A 20,480-nucleotide genomic window follows, 5' to 3' on the forward strand; every position below is an offset into this window, starting at 1 on the left:
GCAGCATAGTGCCCAACGGCTGTTCTGCGGCGACGGCATTCTTGTCGTCCGGGTCAGCGTCTGCTGGCTATCTCCTGCCATTTTTCTCCGGGATACAGGTTTACGCAGATGAGCAAGACTTCTCTCGATAAGAGCAAGATCAAGTTCCTTCTTCTCGAAGGCGTCCACCAATCGGCTGTCGACGTCCTCAAGTCGGCGGGCTACACCAGCATCGAGTACCTTACAGGTTCTCTGCCGGAAGCCCAGCTGAAGGAAAAGATCGCTGATGCGCACTTCATCGGCATTCGCTCGCGCACTCAACTGACCGAAGAGATCTTCGATCAGGCGAAGAAACTGGTGGCTGTCGGCTGTTTCTGCATCGGCACCAACCAGGTCGACCTCAACGCGGCTCGCGAACGCGGCATCGCGGTGTTCAACGCACCGTACTCCAACACGCGTTCCGTAGCGGAGCTGGTGCTGGCCGAAGCGATCCTGTTGTTGCGCGGCATTCCTGAGAAGAACGCTTCCTGCCACCGTGGCGGCTGGATCAAGAGCGCAGCCAACTCCTTCGAAATCCGTGGCAAGAAGCTCGGCATCGTGGGTTACGGTTCGATTGGTACTCAATTGTCGGTCCTGGCTGAAGGCCTGGGCATGCAGGTGTACTTCTACGACACCGTGACCAAGCTGCCATTGGGCAACGCGACGCAAGTTGCCAGCCTGACCGAGCTGCTGGGCATGTCCGACATCGTCACCCTGCACGTTCCGGAAACCGCTGCGACCCAGTGGATGATCGGCGAGAAGGAAATCCGCGCGATCAAGAAGGGCGGCATCCTGATCAACGCTGCTCGCGGCACCGTGGTCGAGCTGGACGCCCTGGCGGACGCGATCAAGGACAAGCACCTGATCGGCGCGGCCATCGACGTATTCCCGGTGGAGCCTCGCTCCAACGACGAAGAGTTTGCAAGCCCGCTGCGTGGCCTGGACAACGTGATCCTGACCCCGCACATCGGCGGTTCCACCGCTGAAGCGCAAGCCAACATCGGTCTGGAAGTGGCAGAGAAGCTGGTCAAGTACAGCGACAACGGTACGTCGGTATCGTCGGTGAACTTCCCGGAAGTAGCACTGCCGGCTCACCCTGGCAAGCACCGTCTGCTGCACATCCACGAGAACATTCCGGGTGTGATGAGCGAGATCAACAAGGTCTTCGCCGAAAACGGCATCAACATTTCCGGTCAGTTCCTGCAGACCAACGAGAAAGTCGGCTACGTCGTGATCGACGTCGACGCCGAATACTCGGAAATGGCGCAAGAGAAGCTGCAGCACATCAACGGCACCATTCGTTGCCGCGTGTTGTTCTGATAGCGACTTGAGCGACAAAAAAGGGAGACCCTCGGGTCTCCCTTTTTCATGCGCGCGACAACGTTACTTGACGTTGACGGTGATTTTTTTCGAAACGATTGGCGGATCGAACGGCAGGTGAACGCTGTCGCCCAGTTCGAGCTGCAAGGTGTGCTTGCCCGGTGCCAGTTTTACTTCAGCCTGGGTCTGCGCCTTGCCAAAGTGCATATGGTTGGCATCATTCGGAATCGGTGCGCCTTTGGCAGGCAGCTTGTCGACATCGATCAGCAGATGGTGATGGCCGGTGTTTTTGGTGACATCGCCCGCAGGCGCCAGCGCGACGTTCTCGACGGCGAACTTGACGATGAAGGTTTGCGGAACCGTGGCACCGTCCGCGGGAGAAACGATGGACACTTCTGCACCCTCGGGAGCCGGTGTGGCAGCCGTTGCCAGCATCGAAGCCCCCAGCAACAGGCCAGCCAATGCTGCTCGTGACATAAAGGTTTTCATTCTCTTCTCCAGTTTTTTCGTAAAATCCGCGTGGCCATGACAACTTCACGGCCATTCGTTGTCGAAGTCACTCGACAACCATAGCAAAGCGAGCCTGAACCAGAGCATCGCGATAATGAATTCAAAGGAGTGACCATGCGTTTTTTGCCTGGCCTGATCTGCCTGCTACCCCTTTTGAGCCCTTTGGCTCATGCCGAACTGATGGACGATGTAAACGACCGTGGCGAATTGCGCATTGCTCTTGAGGCTAATACACCGCCGTTCAATTTCAAGGACGATGGCAATCTAACGGGCTTCGAGGTCGAATTGGGCCAACTGCTGGCCAACGAACTGGATGTACGGGCCGACTTCGTCGTTACCGATTCCAGCGATCTGCTGCAAGGCGTTGAAACCGGTAAATACGACATCGCCATTAACCACATAGCAGTGACCCCGGACCTCAAGGATCGTTTCGATTTCAGCGAACCTTACATTCACACTGATGCGCAATTGATCGCGCAGAAGGAGGAGCCACGTTCGATTCTGCTGGTGCAGTCGCTGACGGAAGAGAAGCCGAAGGCTGGCCCTGCAGTGAGCCTGGCGATTCCGTTTCAGAAGGGTAACCCGGCCTTTCATGCCAGCCTGGAAAACGCGTTGCAGCGGATCAAGGCGGATGGACGATTGGAAGCACTGGAACAGAAGTGGTTGGGGGTGGATACGAGTGTGCCGCCGAAACCCTGATTCCAGGCTGGCGACTACCCCTGTGGGAGCGAGCTTGCTCGCGATGAGGCCTTACCAGTCAACATCAATGTTGAATGTTCGGCCGCCATCGCGAGCAAGCTCGCTCCCACAGTGGTTTTGTGTTGATCGTTAGTCTTGGGCGGTCAATGCAGAGGCTGCTTCAGCCAGCTCCAGCTCACTGAAGACTTGAACGCCATGGCGCTTGAGCAACGCCGCAGTAACCCCCTCGCCACTGACCTTCACTCCACTAAACGTCCCGTCATACGTCAGCAAATTCCCGCAAGACGGGCTGTTGGCCTTGAGCACGGCGATCCTGATGCCGTGCTTTTGCACCAGTTCCAACGCCTGACAAGCCCCCGAGAGAAACGCGGCGCTGACGTCCTCGCCCTCGGTGGTAATCACAGAGGCGTGGCCATCAAGCACCTCACCACCCTGCCCGCCCGGAATCTCCGCCGCTGCCCTCGGCGTCGGCAAGCCACCGGCAACCTCCGGACACAACGGCACCACCCGACCTTCATCAAGCCACTGCTGAAGCTGATCGAAAGACCCGCTGGCCCCGCCGTCGTAACGTACGCGGTGGCCCAGCAGGCAGCGGCTTACCAGAATTTTCTGCATGATCAGAACGGCTCGTTACCTCGACGCCGGAACCAGCCGGTCAACGACAGGCGATCTCGGGTCGCGGGCAGGACTTCGTGGGGCACCTCGCCCGACAGGAACACCACCAGGCATCCGCCGGTAGGGACTACATCGTATTCGACGCTTTCATCGAGGTACATGCGCAACTGGCCGCCGTGCTCGGGCAGCCAGGCGTCATTGAGGTAAACCACCGCCGACACCATGCGCCGGTCATCATCACGAAAACGGTCGACATGCTTGAGGTAGAAAGCGCCGGGCGGGTACAGGGCGAAATGGCTTTCGAAATCTTCCAGGCCCAGAAACAAACCGCGATTCATCGTCTCGCGCAGGCTGTCCATCAACTCCAGATAGTTGTCGCAAGCATCGGCCTGGCCGGGCTCGATCCACTGGATATGGTCGCCGCGAATCCCCTCGCGAATTTCGGTTGTCGGCCCGCGCCCCACGGCGGCCGGGGTCAATTCGCCCTCGGCAGCACGTTTACGGCACTCAGCCGCCAGTTCCAGGGTCAGAGCCTTGGGCAGGAAAATATTCTGCTGCGACCAGCCGTGTTCAGCCAAGTCGTCGACGATACGTAACAGCAGCGGGTGATCAGAGGGTACTTGCATGGCGCGCATAGTATTCCTGTGCCCGGAAATCCGACAGAGCCGCGCAGCGGCTTGATACGAATTCTCGACAAGGACGAATGCCACACGGAGAATAGTCGCCTGCTGACAGGAGTCCCTATGCGCCGTTTGCTTTTCTCAATGCTGATGTTCTGCGTTATGCCTGCTTGGGCAGACGGCCACGACCAGTTGTACAAGGTCGCCGGTTGGCCAGAACAACGCGCGCATTTCAACGACGCTCTCTCGGCCGCTCAGCAGCGGTATCAGAACAGCCTGCCACCGGCCGTTTTCCAGGCGTTGGTGAATAACAGCAATCAGCGCTTTGCCCCCCAGGCCGTGGACCAGCGCGCCGAAGCGCAATTGCGCAAGACCCTTGCCGATCCGAAACCCGCGCTGGCGTTCTTTCAATCGCCCTTGGGCAAGAAAATCGTCGCCGCCGAACTGCTCGCGACCCGTCGTGATCAACTGGCAAAAAACGCCAAGGGTTTACCCAAGATCCAGGCCAGCGACAGCCGCCTGTTGATCATCGGCCATCTGGCTCAGGCCCTGCCCGCTCGCGAGGCCGGCGCTGAAGTCAGCCTGGCGATTGCCGGTGTCGCGGCCGACAGCCTCAGTTCGATGATCCCCGGCCTGCTCGGCGGTGGTCAGGCTCAAGGCATGTTGAACGGTCAGCGTCAGCGCTTGATGGACCAGATAGGCAGCGATCTGAACAACACACTGTTGTATGTCTATCGCGACCTGTCGGATAACGAACTGGAAGAGTTCGCCACGTTTGCCGAGTCTGACGAAGGCAAGGCTTACTATCAGGCAGCACTGGCGGCGATTCGGGCGGGCCTGGCGGTGGGGCAGAGTACGCCGAGCCTCACCCAGTAATCTTTGGCGCCTGATAGATCGCTATCGCGAGCAAGCTCGCTCCCACAGTTAACCGAGTTGTCCGGGAAAGCACGGTCGAATGTGGGAGCGAGCTTGCTCGCGATGAGGCCCTTTCTACCGCTAAAGATTCCGCCCCTTAATCCGCTTCGTCAAAAACCCGAAATACTCCCCTCGCATCGCCAACGTCTCATTCGCCAAATGATGTCGAGCCTGCGGCAACATCAGCACCTGCGGCCGATCGAACTTGCCCCGCAATACTTCAAGGTTATGCTCCCAATCCACGGTCATGTCCGCCTGCCCCTGAACAATCAACGGTCGCCGCGGACTGCTCGGTGCGGCTTCGATGCGTTTGATCCAGCACGCCAACGCACCGACCCAGGCGGTCGGCAAGCGTAGCGGCTGCAATGGATCGGTTTGCAGGAAGGGCAAAAAATCCGGGTCGTTGGAGTTTTCGCTGAAGCGCCGGGCGATGGCTTTGACGAAAGGCTTGAGCAGGTAATAGCTGAGCAGCGACCAACCCCAGGCCCGCGGCCTCACCAGCGGTGACAACAGGATTACCTGGCCCTGGGCCGGACTGCTGGCGCCCTGATTGAGCACATGATCGATCACGATCGCGCCGCCAGTGCTTTGCCCGCACAGGTGCCACGGCTGCGGCAGATCAAGGGACAACGCCTCGGCGAACAATCCTTGCAGCGTGTCCTGATACTCGGCGAAATCCTTGATGCTCGCCCGTTCACCACTGGACAGCCCATGCCCCGGCAAATCGCAGGCAATCACCGCAAAATCCTGATCCAGCGCCCACTCGATCACATGCCGGTAAAGCCCGGCGTGATCGTAAAAGCCGTGGAATAAAAACAGCGTCCCCTTCGCCCGCTCGGGCCACCAGACCTGGCTGACCACTTCATAACCATCGACCTCGAAACGCCCAAGGCTACTGCGCACATTACGCCCCGCAAAATCCAGCCCGTAGAACCGCTGGTAAGCCAGCGCTTCCACCGACAGCGGCTGCCTGTCGGCCAGTGGCCGCAGGCTGGCACGCAGATGATCGGGATCGAAAGTGGCAGACATGAGCAATTCCAAAACGCGAAACGGACTTTATGGGCCTGCGATATTCATCTGTCGCGGCAAGCATGGCAAGCTAGCCGACCTTCGAGGATTGAAACCCATGCGTTCGCCCTACCGCGCCACACTGCTTGCCAGCCTGCTCGCCCTCGTGTGTGCCGGGGTGCTGTGGGTTGCTTACGACTGGTTTCAGGACCGCTACCTGCGAGCGTTCAGCGAGCATACCGCGGTGTTCTCCGGTGACCCGCTGCGCCTGCCCGATCATCTCGCCGGCCCCGGTGCCATCCGCCTCGTGCACTTCTGGGACCCGGCCTGCCCGTGCAATGTGGGTAACCAACAGCACCTGAGCGAACTGGTTGAGCATTATGTACCGCAAGGCGTGGAGTTTTATGCGGTACAAAAGCCTGGCAGCCACGGTCAGTTGCCGAGCACTTTAAGCCGCCTGAAAAGCATCGCCGTCCTCCCTGGTTCCGAACAGATCCCCGCCAGCCCGGCCGTGGCGATCTGGGATCTCAGCGGCAAACTGGCGTATTTCGGCCCGTACAGCGAAGGCCTGACCTGCAATTCGAGTAACAGCTTTATCGAGCCGATTCTGCAAGCGTTGAACGAAGGGCGCGCGGTGAATGCCACGCACACGCTGGCGGTGGGTTGTTACTGCCCGTGGCCGGTCGATGCAACGAAGTAGGGACAAACAAGGCAAACAAGAATCCCTCCTACGGGTGATGGGCCGATGCGGCAGGTCGTGTTAAACAGTGCCGCCAGGGATCTGCTGCCACTTATAACAACAAGGAATCACCATGAAACGTAGCCTGACCGTTCTCGCCCTGCTGATTGTCGCGCTCGCCGCAGGTGCAGGTTGGTATGTCTACAGCAAGCAGCCGACACGCCAGGGCATGGTGGAGCTGCAACACCTGCAAGGTTCGGTCACCGTGCGCTACGACGAGCGCGGCATCCCGCACATCCGCGCTGAGAACGAAACCGACCTGTACCGCGCCCTCGGGTACGTGCACGCCCAGGACCGGCTATTTCAGATGGAAGTCCTGCGCCGCCTCGCCCGCGGAGAGCTGGCCGAGATGCTCGGCCCGAAACTGCTCGACACTGACAAGTTGATGCGCAGCCTGCGCATTCGCGAACGCGCCGAAACCTACCTGGCGAATCTGGACAAACAGTCGCCGACCTTTATCGCCCTGCAAGCCTATCTGGACGGCATTAACCAGTATCAAGACAGCCATCCAAAACCCGCAGAGTTTGACGTTCTGGGCATCCCCAAACGCCCGTTCACTGCTCAGGACACCATCAGCATCGCCGGCTACATGGCCTACAGTTTTGCCGCGGCGTTTCGCACCGAACCGTTGCTGACCTTCGTGCGCGATCAGTTGGGCGCCAACTACCTGAACATCTTCGATCTCGACTGGCAGCCCAAAGGTGTACTCAACGGCAGCACGCCGCCCCTGGCCAGTATCGACTGGAAAGACCTCAACACCCTCGCCCGCCTTAGCGAACAGGCACTCGCCGACAACGGCTTGCCGCAGTTCGAGGGCAGCAACGCCTGGGTCGTCTCTGGAGGCCAAACCAAAAGCGGCAAACCGCTGTTGGCCGGCGACCCGCATATCCGCTTTTCCGCGCCGTCGGTGTGGTATGAAGCGCACCTCTCGGCGCCGGGCTTTGAGCTCTACGGCCACTATCAGGCGTTGATGCCGTTCGCCTCCCTCGGGCTGAACCGCGATTTCGGCTGGAGCATCACCATGTTCCAGAACGATGACCTCGATCTGATCGCCGAGAAGGTCAACCCCGACAACCCCAATCAGGTCTGGTATCGCGGCAAGTGGGTGGACATGGTGACCAGCGAACAGCAGATCGCGGTCAAGGGCCAGGCGCCGGTGACACTGGTGCTGCGCCAGTCGCCCCACGGTCCGATCGTCAACGATGCGCTGGGCAGCAGCGTCGGCAAAACACCGATCGCCATGTGGTGGGGGTTTCTAGAAAGTCAGAATCCGATCCTTGAAGGCTTCTACCAGCTCAACCGCGCCGACACCCTGGCCAAGGCGCGCAGTGCCGCGGCGAAGATTCAGGCGCCGGGTCTGAACATCGTCTGGGCCAACGCCAAGGGCGACATCGGCTGGTGGGCAGCAGCGCAATTGCCAAAACGTCCGGCGGGTGTGCGTCCGGGGTTCATCCTCGACGGCAGCACCGCTGAAACTGACAAGGAAGGCTTCTACCCGTTCAGCGCCAACCCACAGGAAGAGAACCCGGCACGCGGTTACATCGTCTCGGCCAACTTCCAGCCGGTGTCGCCGACCGGCATGGAGATTCCCGGTTACTACAACCTGGCCGATCGAGGTCAGCAGCTTAATCGCCAGCTCAGCGACAAAACAATCAAATGGGATCTGGACGCCAGCCAGAAGCTGCAACTGGGCACCACCACTGCCTACGGCCCTCGCGTGTTGGCGCCGTTGCTGCCGGTATTGCGTGAAGTAGTGAGTGACCCCGCCGAGCTCAAACTGGTTGAGCAACTGACCCAGTGGAAAGGCGACTACCCGCTCGATTCCACCAGCGCCACGCTGTTCAACCAGCTCCTGTTCAACCTGGCTGACGCGACGATGCACGATGAGCTGGGCAATGACTTCTTCGAAACATTGCTGTCGACCCGGGTGATTGATGCGGCATTACCGCGACTGGCCGCGACCCCCGATTCGCCGTGGTGGGACAACCGCAACACCCTCGGCAAGGAAACCCGCGCCGATACGGTCAAGGTTGCGTGGCAAGCGAGCATCGCTCACCTCAAGACCACCCTCGGCGCCGATTTCGCACAATGGCAGTGGGGCAAGGCGCACACGCTGACGCATGGCCATCCGCTGGGGCAGCAAAAGCCGCTGGACCGTCTCTTCAATGTCGGCCCGTTCGCGGCGCCAGGTACTCACGAAGTGCCGAACAACCTTTCGGCGAAAATCGGTCCGGCGCCATGGCCAGTGACGTATGGTCCGTCGACCCGCCGCCTGATCGACTTCGCCGACCCCGCCCACAGCCTGACCATCAACCCGGTCGGCCAGAGCGGCGTGCTGTTCGACAGCCACTATGACGACCAGGCTGAGGCGTTTATCGAAGGGGTCTACTACCAGGCGCATCTCAATGAAGAAGAAGTCACGGCCAATACGCGGAGCACGTTGAAGCTGTTGCCGGCGCGGTCGGCGCAGTAGATCGAAATCTCATCGGCTGTTCTGCCGCCATCGCGAGCAAGCTCGCTCCCACATTTTGACCGCGTCCGTCTTAACAACTCGGTCAATTGTGGGAGCGAGCTTGCTCGCGATGAGGCCCTGACAAGCGACAAAAAGTTCAGCTCAAACCATCGCCGCAAAACTCAGCCTGAACTGCTGCGGCGTCACCCCCAGCCTGCGGTTGAATACACTGCGCATGTGCTGGGCATCGCGAAACCCGCACTGATAAGCCACGGTTTTAAGCGGTGAATGCGTGCTTTCAAGCAGCACCCGCGCTGCAGTTGCGGGCACTCATGTTGGCGGCGTTGGCCAGGTCGGCAATCGTCAAATCACCCGTCAGGTTGGCCAACACGTAGAGCTGCGCCAGTGCCACGGCAGAAGTGGGTTCGGCGTGTGGCGCGAGGAATGGGCTGAACTGTGACTGCCCGCCGGAGCGCTGAGTGAACACCACCAATCGTTTTGCCGTCCGGTTTCGGGTGAATGGCCAACGCTGTCAGAAACTTTGATACCGGCGATGGTGCTGCTCATGGTGCTGTCCTCGTGGGGAACGCCGTGGCGGCGTTGATGGGTTCAGTCTGTCCGAAATGGATGTGTTGGGCATCGATTACGCGGCGTTCCCCAGTGCGCACCGCGAAGAAGTGGTGCACGCCCACCCGCGTGGCGAAGGGTTCAAGGAGTGCATCCTGTGTGCGTTCGCCAATGGCTTCAAACACCGACCGGACTCTACGTTCGGCACTGTAAACGCTGATGTGCTGGTCGACAGCGAGCCAGGCTTCAAGCCGATGAACTTCGTCGAGATCATCCGCAAATCGCTGTGGGTTTCCTGAAGCACACATAAAAAAAACCTCACTGCCTTTTCAGGGAGTGAGGTTTTTTGTACGACCGATTTTAAGCCGCTTCCGGCGCCGGGGCGCGACGAGCGTCCGGTTGTTTCCAGGAGTCGGCAGCACCTTCTTCGATCGCCTGCTGAATCGCACGCTTGCGCGCTTCTTCGGCACGGCGGCTGAAGAACCAGACCAGGAACGTCATAAACGACACCGCCAGCAGAATCAGGCTGGCCACGGCGTTGATCTCGGGTTTCACGCCCAGACGCACCGCCGAGAACACTTCCATCGGCAGGGTCGTCGAACCCGGGCCGGACACGAAGCTCGCCAACACCAGGTCATCCAGGGACAGGGCGAAGGACATCATGCCGCCGGCCCCCAAGGATGGCGCGATCATCGGGATGGTGATCAGGAAGAACACCTTCCATGGCCGCGCACCGAGGTCCATGGCCGCTTCTTCGATGGACAGGTCCAGCTCACGCAAGCGCGCCGACACCACCACCGCCACATACGCCGCACAGAACGTGGTGTGGGCGATCCAGATGGTGATGATGCCCCGCTCCTGTGGCCAACCGATCATCTGCGCCATCGCCACGAACAGCAGCAACAGCGACAGACCAGTGATCACTTCGGGCATCACCAGCGGCGCGGTAACCAAGCCACCGAACAGCGTGCGTCCCTTGAAGTGGGTGATACGGGTCAGGACGAACGCCGCCAACGTACCCAGCGCCACCGCCGCCACCGCCGTGTAGCAGGCGATTTCCAGCGAGCGCACCACCGAGCCCATCAGCTGGGTGTTGTCCATCAACCCGACGTACCACTTGATCGACCAGCCACCCCACACCGTCACCAGTTTCGAGGCGTTGAACGAGTAGATCACCAGGATCAGCATCGGCGCGTAGATGAACAGCAAACCCGCTACCAGCATGAAACTTGAGAAACGGAAGCGCTTCATTCCTTGCCCTCCATTTCTTTGGCCTGACTACGGTTGAACAGGATGATTGGCACAATCAGGATCAGCAACATCACCACTGCCAGGGCAGATGCCACCGGCCAGTCGCGGTTGTTGAAGAATTCTTGCCAGAGCACTTTACCGATCATCAGGGTTTCCGGGCCGCCGAGCAGTTCCGGGATCACGAACTCACCCACGACCGGGATGAACACCAGCATGCAGCCGGCGATGATGCCGTTCTTGGACAGCGGAATGGTGATCTTCCAGAAGCTGTTGAAGGTGCTCGAACCCAGGTCGGATGCAGCTTCCAGCAGGCTGTTGTCGTGCTTCACCAGGTTGGCGTAGAGCGGCAGGATCATGAACGGCAGATAGGAGTAAACGACCCCAATATAGACCGCGAGGTTGGTATTGAGGATCTGCAGCGGTTCATCGATCCAGCCCATCGTCATCAGGAAACCATTGAGCAGGCCGTTGTTGCTGAGGATGCCCATCCACGCGTAGACGCGGATCAGGATCGCAGTCCAGGTCGGCATCATGATCAGCAGCACCAGCACCGTTTGCATCTCTTTGCGGGCACTGGCGATGGCGTAGGCCATCGGGTAGCCGATCAGCAAACAGAGGATGGTGCTGATCAGCGCCATTTTCAACGAGCCAAGGTAAGCGGCGATGTACAACTCGTCGCCGGCCAGCATCGCGTAGTTGCTCAGATTAAGCAGCAACTGCACCTTTTGGTCGATGTAGCTGTAGATCTCGGTGTACGGCGGAATGGCGACGTCGGCTTCGGCGAAGCTGATCTTCAAGACGATGAAGAACGGCAACATGAAGAACAGGAACAACCAGATGAACGGAACCCCGATGACCAACTGACGGCCACCGGGAATTATTCGGTTGAGGCGGCGTTTGAATTTGCGCATGTTCATGAGCGAAGTACCACGCCGCTGTCGTCTTCCCACCACACGTAAACCTGGTCACCCCAGGTCGGACGCGCGCCACGGCGTTCGGCGTTGGCAACGAAGGACTGGACGATCTTGCCGCTCGGCAGCTCGACGTGGAACACCGAGTGACCGCCGAGGTAGGCGATGTCATGCACCTTGCCACTGGACCAGTTGTACTCGCAGGTCGGCATGTCGACCGTGACCAGCAGTTTTTCCGGACGGATCGCGTAGGTGACCGATTTATCCTGCACCGAGGTGCTGATGCCGTGGCCCACATAAATCTGACGGTCCAGGTCCTTGCAGGTGATGGTCGCATGGCCTTCGGCGTCGTCCACCACTTCACCGTCGAAGATGTTGACGTTGCCGATGAACTCGCAGACCAGACGGCTGGTCGGGGTTTCGTAGATGTCGATCGGGCTGCCGATCTGGGCGATCCAGCCCAGGTGCATGATCGCGATACGCTCGGCCATGGTCATGGCCTCTTCCTGGTCGTGGGTCACCATGACGCAGGTTACGCCGACCCGCTCGATGATCTCGACCAGCTCCAGCTGCATTTGCGAACGCAGCTTCTTGTCCAGCGCACCCATCGGTTCATCGAGCAGCAGCAGCTTCGGTCGCTTGGCCAAAGAACGCGCCAGGGCCACACGCTGACGCTGACCACCGGACAATTGATGCGGCTTGCGCTTGGCGTACTGGCTCATCTGCACCAGTTTGAGCATGTCGGCTACGCGAGCATCGATTTCTGCGCCGGAAAGCTTGTCCTGCTTGAGGCCGAAGGCGATGTTCTGCGCCACGGTCATGTGCGGGAACAAGGCGTAGGACTGGAACATCATGTTGATCGGCCGCTCGTACGGCGGCATGTCCGTGATGTCGACACCATCGAGGAAAATGCGCCCCTCCGTGGGCCGTTCGAAGCCTGCGAGCATGCGCAGCAACGTGGATTTGCCCGATCCCGAACCGCCGAGCAGGGCGAAAATCTCGCCTTTCCTGATTTCCAGGGACACGTCGTCCACGGCAATCGTCTCGTCGAACTTCTTCGTGACCCGGTCGATTTTGACCAACACCTGTTTAGGTGACTGGTCGCCCTCGAGGGCTTTCTTATAGGCGCCGGAGGCAACTGCCATTTACGAAACTCCCAAAAAAAAAGAGTGCAGTTCGCTCAAGGTGAGCCAACCTTGGATAGTTTGAGCCTTGAAGCTATTTACCCGACTTGACCTTGGTCCAGCTGCGGGTCATCAAACGTTGAATGTTTGGTGGTAACTCGATAGACACGTAAGTCTTGTCGAGGACTGCTTGCGGTGGATAAACCGATTCGTCGGTGCGAATGGACTGTTCCATCAGTGTGTCCGACCCTGGGTTAGGGTTGGCGTAACCCACGGAATCACTGACCTGGGCGATCACCTCGGGTTTCAGCAAATAGTTGATGAAGGCATGGGCTTCCTTGACGTTGGCCGCATCCTTGGGGATCGCCAGCATGTCGAACCAGAGCGCGCCGCCCTCTTTGGGAATCGAGTAGGCGATGTTCATGCCTTTGCCAGCTTCAGCCGCGCGGGCCTTGGCCTGGAACATGTCGCCGGAAAAACCGATCGCCACGCAGATATCGCCGTTGGCCAGGTCCGCGATGTATTTGGACGAGTGGAAATAGGTCACGTAAGGCCGCACCGCCAGCAACTTGGCTTCGGCCTTTTTGTAGTCTTCGGGGTTGGTGCTGTTGGCGTTCAGGCCCATGTAGTTGAGGACTGTGGGCATCATTTCATCGGCAGAGTCGAGGAACGCCACGCCGCAGCTGTGCAGTTTCTTGATGTTTTCCGGTTCGAACACCACATCCCAAGAATCGATCTTGTCGAGACCCAGCACAGCCTTGACCTTGTCGACGTTGTAACCGATGCCATTGGTGCCCCACAGGTACGGCACGGCGTACTGGTTACCCGGATCGTTTTGCTCCAGGCGCTTGAGCAGCACCGGGTCGAGGTTGGCGTAGTTAGTCAGTTTCGACTTGTCGAGCTTCTGGAAAGCGCCCGCCTTGATCTGCTTGCCAAGGAAGTGGTTGGACGGCACGACCACGTCATAACCGGTACGCCCGGCCAGCAACTTGCCTTCCAGGGTTTCGTTAGAGTCGAAAACGTCATACACCGGTTTGATGCCGGTCTCTTTCTGGAAGTCTGCCAGGGTCGTCGAACCGATGTAGTCCGACCAGTTATAAATATGCACAGTGCCAGCGGCCTGAACACTAACGGCAAGTGTCAGTCCGGCGCCGACCAGCAGTGCATTGCGCAACAAAGAAAAAATAGGCACGTGGAGGTCCTCTAAATTTAGTTGGGCCCAAGTTGCCCAGCGTTACATGACAGCCATGGCTGCCTGGCAACAAAACCGGCGCGCAACTTACCCTCGAAAAACCGTTCCAGCAAAACTTTTATGCAGAGACCTGTAGCAGCTGCCGAAGGCGGCGTTCAACTGCGAAGCCGTTGTGCTGTCGAAAAGCGGAGGTCCTTCGGACCTCAACGCAGCCTTCGGCAGCTGCTACAGGGTTTTACTTATTTACCGGATTTAATCTTGGTCCAGCTGCGGGTCATGATCCGCTGGGTCGCGGCCGGCAAGTCGGCAATCGCGTACAGCTTGGCCAGCACGTCCGCTGGCGGGTAGATGCCTGGGTCGGCGGTGATGTCTTTATCGACCAATGCGGTGGCGGCCGCGTTTCCGTTCGGGAAGCGTACGGCGTTGGTGATTTCGGCCATGATTTCCGGCTTCTGCAGGAAGGTCATGAACTTGTAGGCGCCTTCGACGTTTTCGGCATCTTTAGGGATGGCGACCATGTCGTAGAAACTGCCCGCACCTTCTTTCGGAATGTTGTAGCTGACTTTCACCTTGTCACCAGCCTCAGCCGCGCGGGACTTGGCCTGGTAGATGTCGCCCGAGTAACCGACAGCGACGCAGATGTTACCGTTAGCCAGGTCAGAGATGTACTTGGACGAGTGGAAGTAGCCCACCGAAGGACGAATCTTCAGGAACAGTGCTTCGGCTTCGGCCAGTTGTTTTTTGTCCTGGCTGTCGGTTGGATAACCCAGGTAGTGCAACGCCACCGGAATCATCTCGGTTGGCGAATCGAGGAAACTGATACCGCACGACTTCAACTTCGCGGCGTTTTCAGGTTTGAACAGCAGGTCCCAGGAATTGGTTGGCGCATCGGCACCCAGTGCAGCCTTGACCTTCTCGGCGTTGAAGCCGATACCGATCGAACCCCACATGTACGGGAACGCGTGTTCGTTGCCCGGGTCACTGACCGATACTGCTTTAAGCAGGTCAGGGTTCAGGTTCTTCCAGTTAGGCAGCTTGGACTTGTCGAGCTTCTGGTAAACACCCGCCTTGATCTGCTTGGCCAGGAAGTTGTTCGACGGCACGACAATGTCGTAGCCGGATTTGCCTGCCAACAACTTGGCTTCGAGGGTTTCGTTACTGTCGAATACGTCGTAAACAACCTTGATCCCCGACTCGGCTTCGAACTTCTTGACGGTATCCGGTGCGATGTAATCGGACCAGTTGTACACGTGAAGAACCTTGTCGTCCGCCTGAACTGCGCCCGCCATCACGCCCATCAGGGACATGGCGAGGAGGGTCTTGCCAGCTATCTTCATACCTAATGCCTTCATGGGTAATGCTCCAATTTTTCTTTTTAACCACGTGCTTGTTAACCAAGAGCCAGCGGCCTATTCCTGGGCAACTAAAACAACCGGTAGTCTGGCAAGATCCGAGGCAGGCTTTCAAGGAAAGACCCATCCTTTGTTTGCGCTGAGCGAAATGCAAACTTCGCACCCCGCTCAGAGCCTAGCACTTAGCCCTGCAACGCACTCAGGGTCAGGTCCAGACACTTGCGTGCCTTGGTCATCAACTCATCGATTTCTGCCGGTGTAATCACCAGTGGTGGAGCAATGATCATGGTATCGCCGACAGCGCGCATGATCAGGCCGTTTTCGAAGCAGAACGTACGGCAAATCATGCCAGCGCCCTTGCCTTCGTAACGCTTGCGCGTGCCCTTGTCCTGCACCAGTTCGATCGCCCCCAGCAGCCCCACCCCACGCACTTCCCCCACCAGGGGATGATCGTTCAGTTCTCGTAGGCGACTCTGCAAATAGGGTGCCGTTTCTGCATGAACGCGCTCGATAATTTTTTCTTCGCGCAGGATGCGGATGTTTTCCAGTGCCACCGCAGCAGCCACCGGGTGCCCGGAATAGGTGAAGCCGTGGTTGAAATCGCCACCTTCGCTGAGCACCGCAACCACTTCGTCACGCACGATCAGGCCACCCATAGGGATGTAGCCGGACGTCAGGCCCTTGGCGATGGTCATCATGTCGGGTCTGAGGTCGTAGAAATCGCTACCGAACCACTCACCGGTACGGCCGAAACCACAGATCACTTCGTCAGCCACGAACAGGATGTCGTACTTGGCGAGGATTTCCTTGATGCGCGGCCAGTAGGTGTCTGGCGGAATGATCACGCCGCCGGCGCCCTGGATCGGCTCGGCGATAAAGGCACCGACGTTGTCCACGCCGACTTCCAGAATCTTCTCTTCCAGCTGATTGGCCGCCCAGATACCGAACTCTTCCGGTGTCATCTCGCCGCCTTCAGCAAACCAGTACGGCTGCGCGATGTGGACGATGCCCGGGATCGGCAAGTCGCCTTGTTCGTGCATGTAGGTCATGCCACCCAGGCTCGCGCCGGCCACGGTGGAACCGTGATAGCCGTTCTTGCGGCTGATGATGACTTTCTTCTTCGGCTGGCCCTTGATCGCCCAGTAGTGACGAACCATACGCAGCATGGTGTCGTTGCCTTCAGAGCCGGAACCGGTGAAGAACACGTGGTTCATGCCTTGTGGCGCGATGTCGGAGATGGCCTTGGCCAGTTCCAGCACCGGCGGGTGAGCCGTCTGGAAGAACAGGTTGTAGTAAGGCAGTTCGCGCATTTGTTTGCTGGCGGCATCGGCCAGTTCATCGCGACCGTAGCCGATCGCCACGCACCACAGGCCGGCCATGCCGTCGAGGATCTTGTTGCCTTCGCTGTCCCAGAGGTAAACGCCCTTGGCGCTGGTGATGATCCGCGGGCCTTTCTCTTTCAGCTGCTTGAAGTCGCTGAACGGGGCCAGGTGGTGATCGTTGCTCAGGGTTTGCCATTCACGGGTTTGCGGGTTGTTGCTGGTCATGCGAATTCTCCTAAGATTTCAGTGAAAGCGCCGCCAATATCAGCGGCGCCCGGCGCATCAGACGGCGAAGAGCAGGAATTCCCGCTCCCACGAACTGATCACGCGCTTGAAGTTTTCATGCTCGGCCCGCTTGACCGCGACGTAGCCAGTGATGAATTTCTTGCCCAGGTATTTCTCGATAGTCGCGCTGTGTTCCATGCGTTCCAGCGCGTCTTCGATGGTCAGTGGCAGGCGCAGGTTGCGGCGTTCATAGCCACGACCCACCACCGGCGCACTCGGGTTCAAGCCTTCGACCATGCCGATGTAACCGCAGAGCAGGCTCGCGGCAATCGCCAGGTACGGGTTGGCGTCGGCGCCCGGCAGGCGGTTTTCCACCCGACGGTTTTGCGGCCCTGCATCCGGAACCCGCAGGCCCACGGTGCGGTTCTCTTCGCCCCACTCCACGTTCACCGGTGCCGAGGTGTCCGGCAGGAAGCGGCGGAACGAGTTGACGTTAGGCGCGAACAGCGGCAACAGCTCGGGGATCAGTTTCTGCAAACCACCGATGTGATTCAGGAACAACTGGCTCATGCTCCCGTCTTCGTTGGAGAAGACGTTCTTGCCGGTCTCGATGTCGATGATGCTCTGGTGCAAGTGCATCGCACTGCCCGGCTCGCCAGTCATGGGTTTGGCCATGAAAGTGGCCGCCACGTTGTGCTTGAGCGCGGCTTCGCGCATGGTGCGCTTGAACACCAGGATCTGGTCGGCCAGGGACAGGGCATCACCGTGACGGAAGTTGATTTCCATCTGCGCCGTGCCGTCCTCGTGGATCAGCGTGTCGAGGTCCAGCTCCTGCAATTCGCACCAGTCGTAGACGTCTTCGAACAGCGGATCGAATTCGTTCGCCGCTTCAATCGAGAAGGACTGGCGACCGGTTTCCGGGCGACCGGAACGGCCAACCGGCGGTTGCAGCGGGAAGTCCGGATCTTCGCAGCGCTTGGTCAGGTAGAACTCCATTTCTGGCGCCACGATCGGCTGCCAGCCCTTGTCGGAATAGAGTTTCAGCACCTTCTTGAGCACGTTGCGCGGCGACAGCTCGATCGGGTTGCCTTGCTTGTCGTAGGTGTCATGGATCACCTGAGCGGTGGGCTCGATGGCCCACGGCACCAGGAACACCGCATTCGAGTCCGGGCGGCAGATCATGTCGATGTCGGCCGGGTCGAGCAGTTCGTAATAGATGTCGTCTTCGACATAGTCGCCGGTCACGGTCTGCAACAGAACGCTCTCGGGCAGGCGCATGCCTTTTTCGGCAATGAACTTGTTGGTCGGCGAGATCTTGCCCCGGGTGATACCCGTCAAGTCGCCAACCATGCATTCGACTTCTGTGATCTTGTGGTCTTTCAACCAATCGGTGAGCTGGTCGAGGTTGTTACTCATAAATGCCTCTTAGGCTTGGTTTCCTGACTCTTATAAGTCAGGCGTTGTTTGACGCATCGGCGTCGCGTGATACAGATTGCCACTGCAATTGCCGCGCACAAATACCCGCCCGGGTAGTGGCGCGGGTCAACGAGAGCATAGTGGTACGTGCAGAATCATGAGCAGGACCTGACGCATTGGCTGGGCCGCTACAGTGAAACGGTTCTATATTGGAAGGAGAGCGAGTAAAGAGAATGCAATCCAGGCCGTCCAGAATATCGGACGGGGCCAGCAGAACCGCCGGGGAAGGAAGAGTCAACGGCACGCCTTTGGCGATGAAGGCCCCAGCGTGAACGCAACGATCGCCACTGATGTGGTAAGCATGCAGACCTATCTGCCTAGAGCAGATGGTGACGCCGATTAACGGCAGGCGAGACATGAAGCACCCCGGTATTATTGCTGTTATGGGTTTGAATCGAGCTTAGCCTTGTTCATTTTTTTACACAACACCCCCGTAAAAAATACAACACGGCCCGCTCAAGCCTGCGGGCGCCAAAGCGCTCAAAGGCATAAAAACGCTCCAAACTGCCTCAAAAAAGCCCTACGGGCGCTTTTTTAGGGCAAAAAAGGCCTCGCTTGACTTCGGCATGCCGTTCGGGTTGACTGAAACCCGAAGAGATCAATGATTGATATTTTTAACAACAAAGGTGTTGCATCATGTCGGTACCCCCGCGTGCCGTTCAGCTTAACGAAGCGAACGCGTTCCTTAAGGAACATCCTGAGGTTCTGTACGTTGACCTTCTGATTGCGGATATGAATGGTGTGGTGCGCGGCAAGCGCATTGAACGCACCAGTCTCCACAAGGTTTACGAGAAAGGCATCAACCTGCCGGCCTCTCTATTTGCTCTGGATATCAATGGCTCGACGGTCGAAAGCACCGGTCTGGGCCTGGACATCGGCGATGCTGACCGAATCTGCTATCCAATCCCTGACACCCTGTGTAATGAGCCTTGGCAGAAACGCCCTACCGCGCAACTGTTGATGACCATGCACGAACTGGAAGGCCAGCCGTTCTTTGCCGACCCGCGAGAAGTGCTGGCCAATGTCGTGCGCAAGTTCGACGAGATGGGCCTGACCATCTGCGCCGCGTTCGAACTGGAGTTCTACCTGATCGACCAGGAGAACGTGAACGGTCGTCCGCAACCGCCACGCTCGCCAGTGTCCGGCAAACGCCCGCACTCGACACAGGTCTACCTGATCGACGACCTCGACGAATACGTCGACTGCCTCCAGGACATTCTGGAAGGTGCGAAAGAGCAAGGCATTCCTGCCGACGCGATCGTCAAGGAAAGTGCCCCGGCGCAGTTCGAAGTGAACCTGCACCACGTGGCCGACCCGATCAAGGCCTGCGACTACGCGGTTCTGCTCAAGCGTCTGATCAAAAACATCGCCTACGACCATGAAATGGATACCACCTTCATGGCCAAGCCTTATCCAGGCCAGGCGGGTAATGGTCTACACGTCCACATCTCGATTCTTGATAAAGACGGCAAAAACATTTTTGCCAGTGAGGATCCCGAGCAGAACGCCGCACTGCGTCACGCGATCGGCGGTGTGCTCGAGACCCTACCGGCGCAGATGGCTTTCCTCTGCCCGAACGTCAACTCCTACCGTCGTTTCGGCGCACAGTTCTACGTGCCGAATGCACCGTGCTGGGGTCTGGACAACCGTACTGTTGCGGTGCGTGTGCCGACCGGTTCCGCCGACGCGGTCCGTCTGGAACACCGCGTTGCCGGCGCCGATGCCAACCCGTACCTGCTGATGGCTTCGGTCCTGGCAGGCGTGCACCACGGTCTGACCAACAAGATCGAGCCAGGCGCACCCGTGGAAGGCAATTCCTACGAGCAGAACGAGCAAAGCTTGCCGAACAACCTGCGCGATGCATTGCGCGAGCTGGACGACAGCGAAGTCATGGCCAAGTACATCGATCCGAAATACATCGATATCTTCGTCGCGTGTAAAGAGAGCGAGCTGGAGGAGTTCGAACACTCCATCTCCGACCTTGAGTACAACTGGTACCTGCATACCGTTTAAGCGGTTGCAGTAAAAACAACGCCGCAGGCCTCACAGCTTGCGGCGTTTTTTTATGGGCTCATTGAGTAGGACCGCGGTGGATTCATCGCGAGCAAGCTCGCTCCCACAGTAGATCTCCAGTGAAACTAAATTTTGTGTACACAGAAGATCC

Annotated in this window: 17 protein-coding genes and 3 pseudogenes; 7 read left to right on the forward strand and 13 right to left on the reverse strand. The window is 58.6% G+C overall.

Going from position 1 to position 20,480, the window contains the following annotated elements; translation table 11 throughout:
• Window positions 1-108: 108 nt before the first annotated feature.
• On the forward strand, window positions 109-1,338 hold the full coding sequence (serA, locus tag ACYZT7_RS30675) for a phosphoglycerate dehydrogenase (protein WP_462039382.1): 1,230 nt from the start codon (window positions 109-111) through the stop codon (window positions 1,336-1,338).
• A 63-nt stretch (window positions 1,339-1,401) separates the two neighbouring features.
• Here serA and ACYZT7_RS30680 read toward each other — a convergent pair whose 3' ends face one another.
• Entirely contained in the window at window positions 1,402-1,827 is a 426-nt protein-coding gene (locus ACYZT7_RS30680) for a DUF4399 domain-containing protein (RefSeq protein WP_462039383.1), read from the reverse strand.
• A 135-nt stretch (window positions 1,828-1,962) separates the two neighbouring features.
• Here ACYZT7_RS30680 and ACYZT7_RS30685 point away from each other — a divergent pair, with 135 nt between their 5' ends.
• Window positions 1,963-2,547: a transporter substrate-binding domain-containing protein gene (locus ACYZT7_RS30685; RefSeq protein ID WP_462039384.1), complete on the forward strand. Its 585-nt coding sequence runs from the start codon at window positions 1,963-1,965 to the stop codon at window positions 2,545-2,547.
• 129 nt (window positions 2,548-2,676) lie between these two features.
• On the opposite strand, the gene ACYZT7_RS30690 is transcribed toward ACYZT7_RS30685, so the two are convergent.
• Together ACYZT7_RS30690 and ACYZT7_RS30695 are read right to left on the reverse strand one after the other, a co-directional pair.
• Window positions 2,677-3,162, reverse strand: coding sequence for a 2-thiouracil desulfurase family protein (locus ACYZT7_RS30690; protein ID WP_462039385.1), 486 nt, complete (start codon window positions 3,160-3,162; stop codon window positions 2,677-2,679).
• Window positions 3,163-3,164: 2 nt separating this feature from the next.
• Window positions 3,165-3,797 (reverse strand): 2OG-Fe(II) oxygenase, encoded by a 633-nt coding sequence (locus tag ACYZT7_RS30695; RefSeq protein ID WP_462039386.1) that lies wholly within the window; start codon window positions 3,795-3,797, stop codon window positions 3,165-3,167.
• 108 nt (window positions 3,798-3,905) lie between these two features.
• Here ACYZT7_RS30695 and ACYZT7_RS30700 point away from each other — a divergent pair, with 108 nt between their 5' ends.
• Window positions 3,906-4,658, forward strand: a complete 753-nt coding sequence (locus ACYZT7_RS30700) for a DUF2059 domain-containing protein (protein ID WP_449646073.1) — start codon at window positions 3,906-3,908, stop codon at window positions 4,656-4,658.
• A 120-nt stretch (window positions 4,659-4,778) separates the two neighbouring features.
• Here the strand turns inward: ACYZT7_RS30700 and bipL are convergent, their stop codons facing one another.
• A complete protein-coding gene (gene bipL, locus ACYZT7_RS30705) occupies window positions 4,779-5,726 on the reverse strand; it encodes a phospholipase BipL (RefSeq protein ID WP_462039387.1) in 948 nt (315 codons plus the stop codon).
• Between the two features lie 97 nt (window positions 5,727-5,823).
• Between bipL and ACYZT7_RS30710 the strand changes: the two genes are divergently transcribed.
• Complete coding sequence (locus ACYZT7_RS30710; RefSeq protein WP_462039388.1) at window positions 5,824-6,405, forward strand: DUF6436 domain-containing protein; 582 nt, start codon at window positions 5,824-5,826, stop codon at window positions 6,403-6,405.
• 112 nt (window positions 6,406-6,517) lie between these two features.
• Entirely contained in the window at window positions 6,518-8,917 is a 2,400-nt protein-coding gene (locus ACYZT7_RS30715; protein WP_462039389.1) for a penicillin acylase family protein, read from the forward strand.
• Window positions 8,918-9,058: 141 nt separating this feature from the next.
• Here the strand turns inward: ACYZT7_RS30715 and ACYZT7_RS30720 are convergent.
• Window positions 9,059-9,398: pseudogene (locus ACYZT7_RS30720) on the reverse strand (AraC family transcriptional regulator); the annotation flags it as partial.
• Window positions 9,399-9,516: 118 nt separating this feature from the next.
• Between ACYZT7_RS30720 and ACYZT7_RS30725 the strand changes: the two are divergent.
• Window positions 9,517-9,762, forward strand: a pseudogene (locus ACYZT7_RS30725) (phosphohydrolase); the annotation flags it as partial.
• Between the two features lie 61 nt (window positions 9,763-9,823).
• Here the strand turns inward: ACYZT7_RS30725 and ACYZT7_RS30730 are convergent.
• The 8 genes and pseudogenes from ACYZT7_RS30730 to ACYZT7_RS30765 form a co-directional block, all read right to left on the reverse strand.
• Window positions 9,824-10,714, reverse strand: coding sequence for an ABC transporter permease subunit (locus ACYZT7_RS30730; protein WP_462039390.1), 891 nt, complete (start codon window positions 10,712-10,714; stop codon window positions 9,824-9,826).
• Window positions 10,711-11,592 carry an ABC transporter permease subunit gene (locus tag ACYZT7_RS30735; RefSeq protein WP_462041804.1) on the reverse strand — a complete coding sequence of 294 codons (882 nt, stop codon included), beginning with the start codon at window positions 11,590-11,592 and terminating at the stop codon, window positions 10,711-10,713. Before ACYZT7_RS30735 ends, ACYZT7_RS30730 begins: the two co-directional genes overlap by 4 nt.
• Window positions 11,593-11,627: 35 nt before the next feature.
• Window positions 11,628-12,770: an ABC transporter ATP-binding protein gene (locus ACYZT7_RS30740; RefSeq protein WP_462037357.1), complete on the reverse strand. Its 1,143-nt coding sequence runs from the start codon at window positions 12,768-12,770 to the stop codon at window positions 11,628-11,630.
• Window positions 12,771-12,843: 73 nt separating this feature from the next.
• The gene (locus tag ACYZT7_RS30745; RefSeq protein WP_462039391.1) at window positions 12,844-13,941 is read right to left on the reverse strand and encodes a polyamine ABC transporter substrate-binding protein; all 1,098 of its coding nucleotides are present in this window, start codon (window positions 13,939-13,941) and stop codon (window positions 12,844-12,846) included.
• Between the two features lie 239 nt (window positions 13,942-14,180).
• Window positions 14,181-15,278, reverse strand: a complete 1,098-nt coding sequence (locus ACYZT7_RS30750) for a polyamine ABC transporter substrate-binding protein (RefSeq protein ID WP_462041889.1) — start codon at window positions 15,276-15,278, stop codon at window positions 14,181-14,183.
• A gap of 197 nt (window positions 15,279-15,475) precedes the next feature.
• Complete coding sequence (locus ACYZT7_RS30755) at window positions 15,476-16,840, reverse strand: aspartate aminotransferase family protein (protein ID WP_462039392.1); 1,365 nt, start codon at window positions 16,838-16,840, stop codon at window positions 15,476-15,478.
• Window positions 16,841-16,897: 57 nt separating this feature from the next.
• A complete protein-coding gene (locus ACYZT7_RS30760) occupies window positions 16,898-18,256 on the reverse strand; it encodes a glutamine synthetase family protein (protein WP_462039393.1) in 1,359 nt (452 codons plus the stop codon).
• A 100-nt stretch (window positions 18,257-18,356) separates the two neighbouring features.
• Window positions 18,357-18,674 (reverse strand): annotated as a pseudogene (locus tag ACYZT7_RS30765) (gamma-glutamyl-gamma-aminobutyrate hydrolase family protein); the annotation flags it as partial.
• A 278-nt stretch (window positions 18,675-18,952) separates the two neighbouring features.
• Here ACYZT7_RS30765 and ACYZT7_RS30770 point away from each other — a divergent pair.
• Window positions 18,953-20,329 (forward strand): glutamine synthetase family protein, encoded by a 1,377-nt coding sequence (locus ACYZT7_RS30770; protein WP_282376101.1) that lies wholly within the window; start codon window positions 18,953-18,955, stop codon window positions 20,327-20,329.
• Window positions 20,330-20,480: the final 151 nt, after the last annotated feature.

This window comes from Pseudomonas sp. RT4P38 (genome assembly GCF_054897765.1).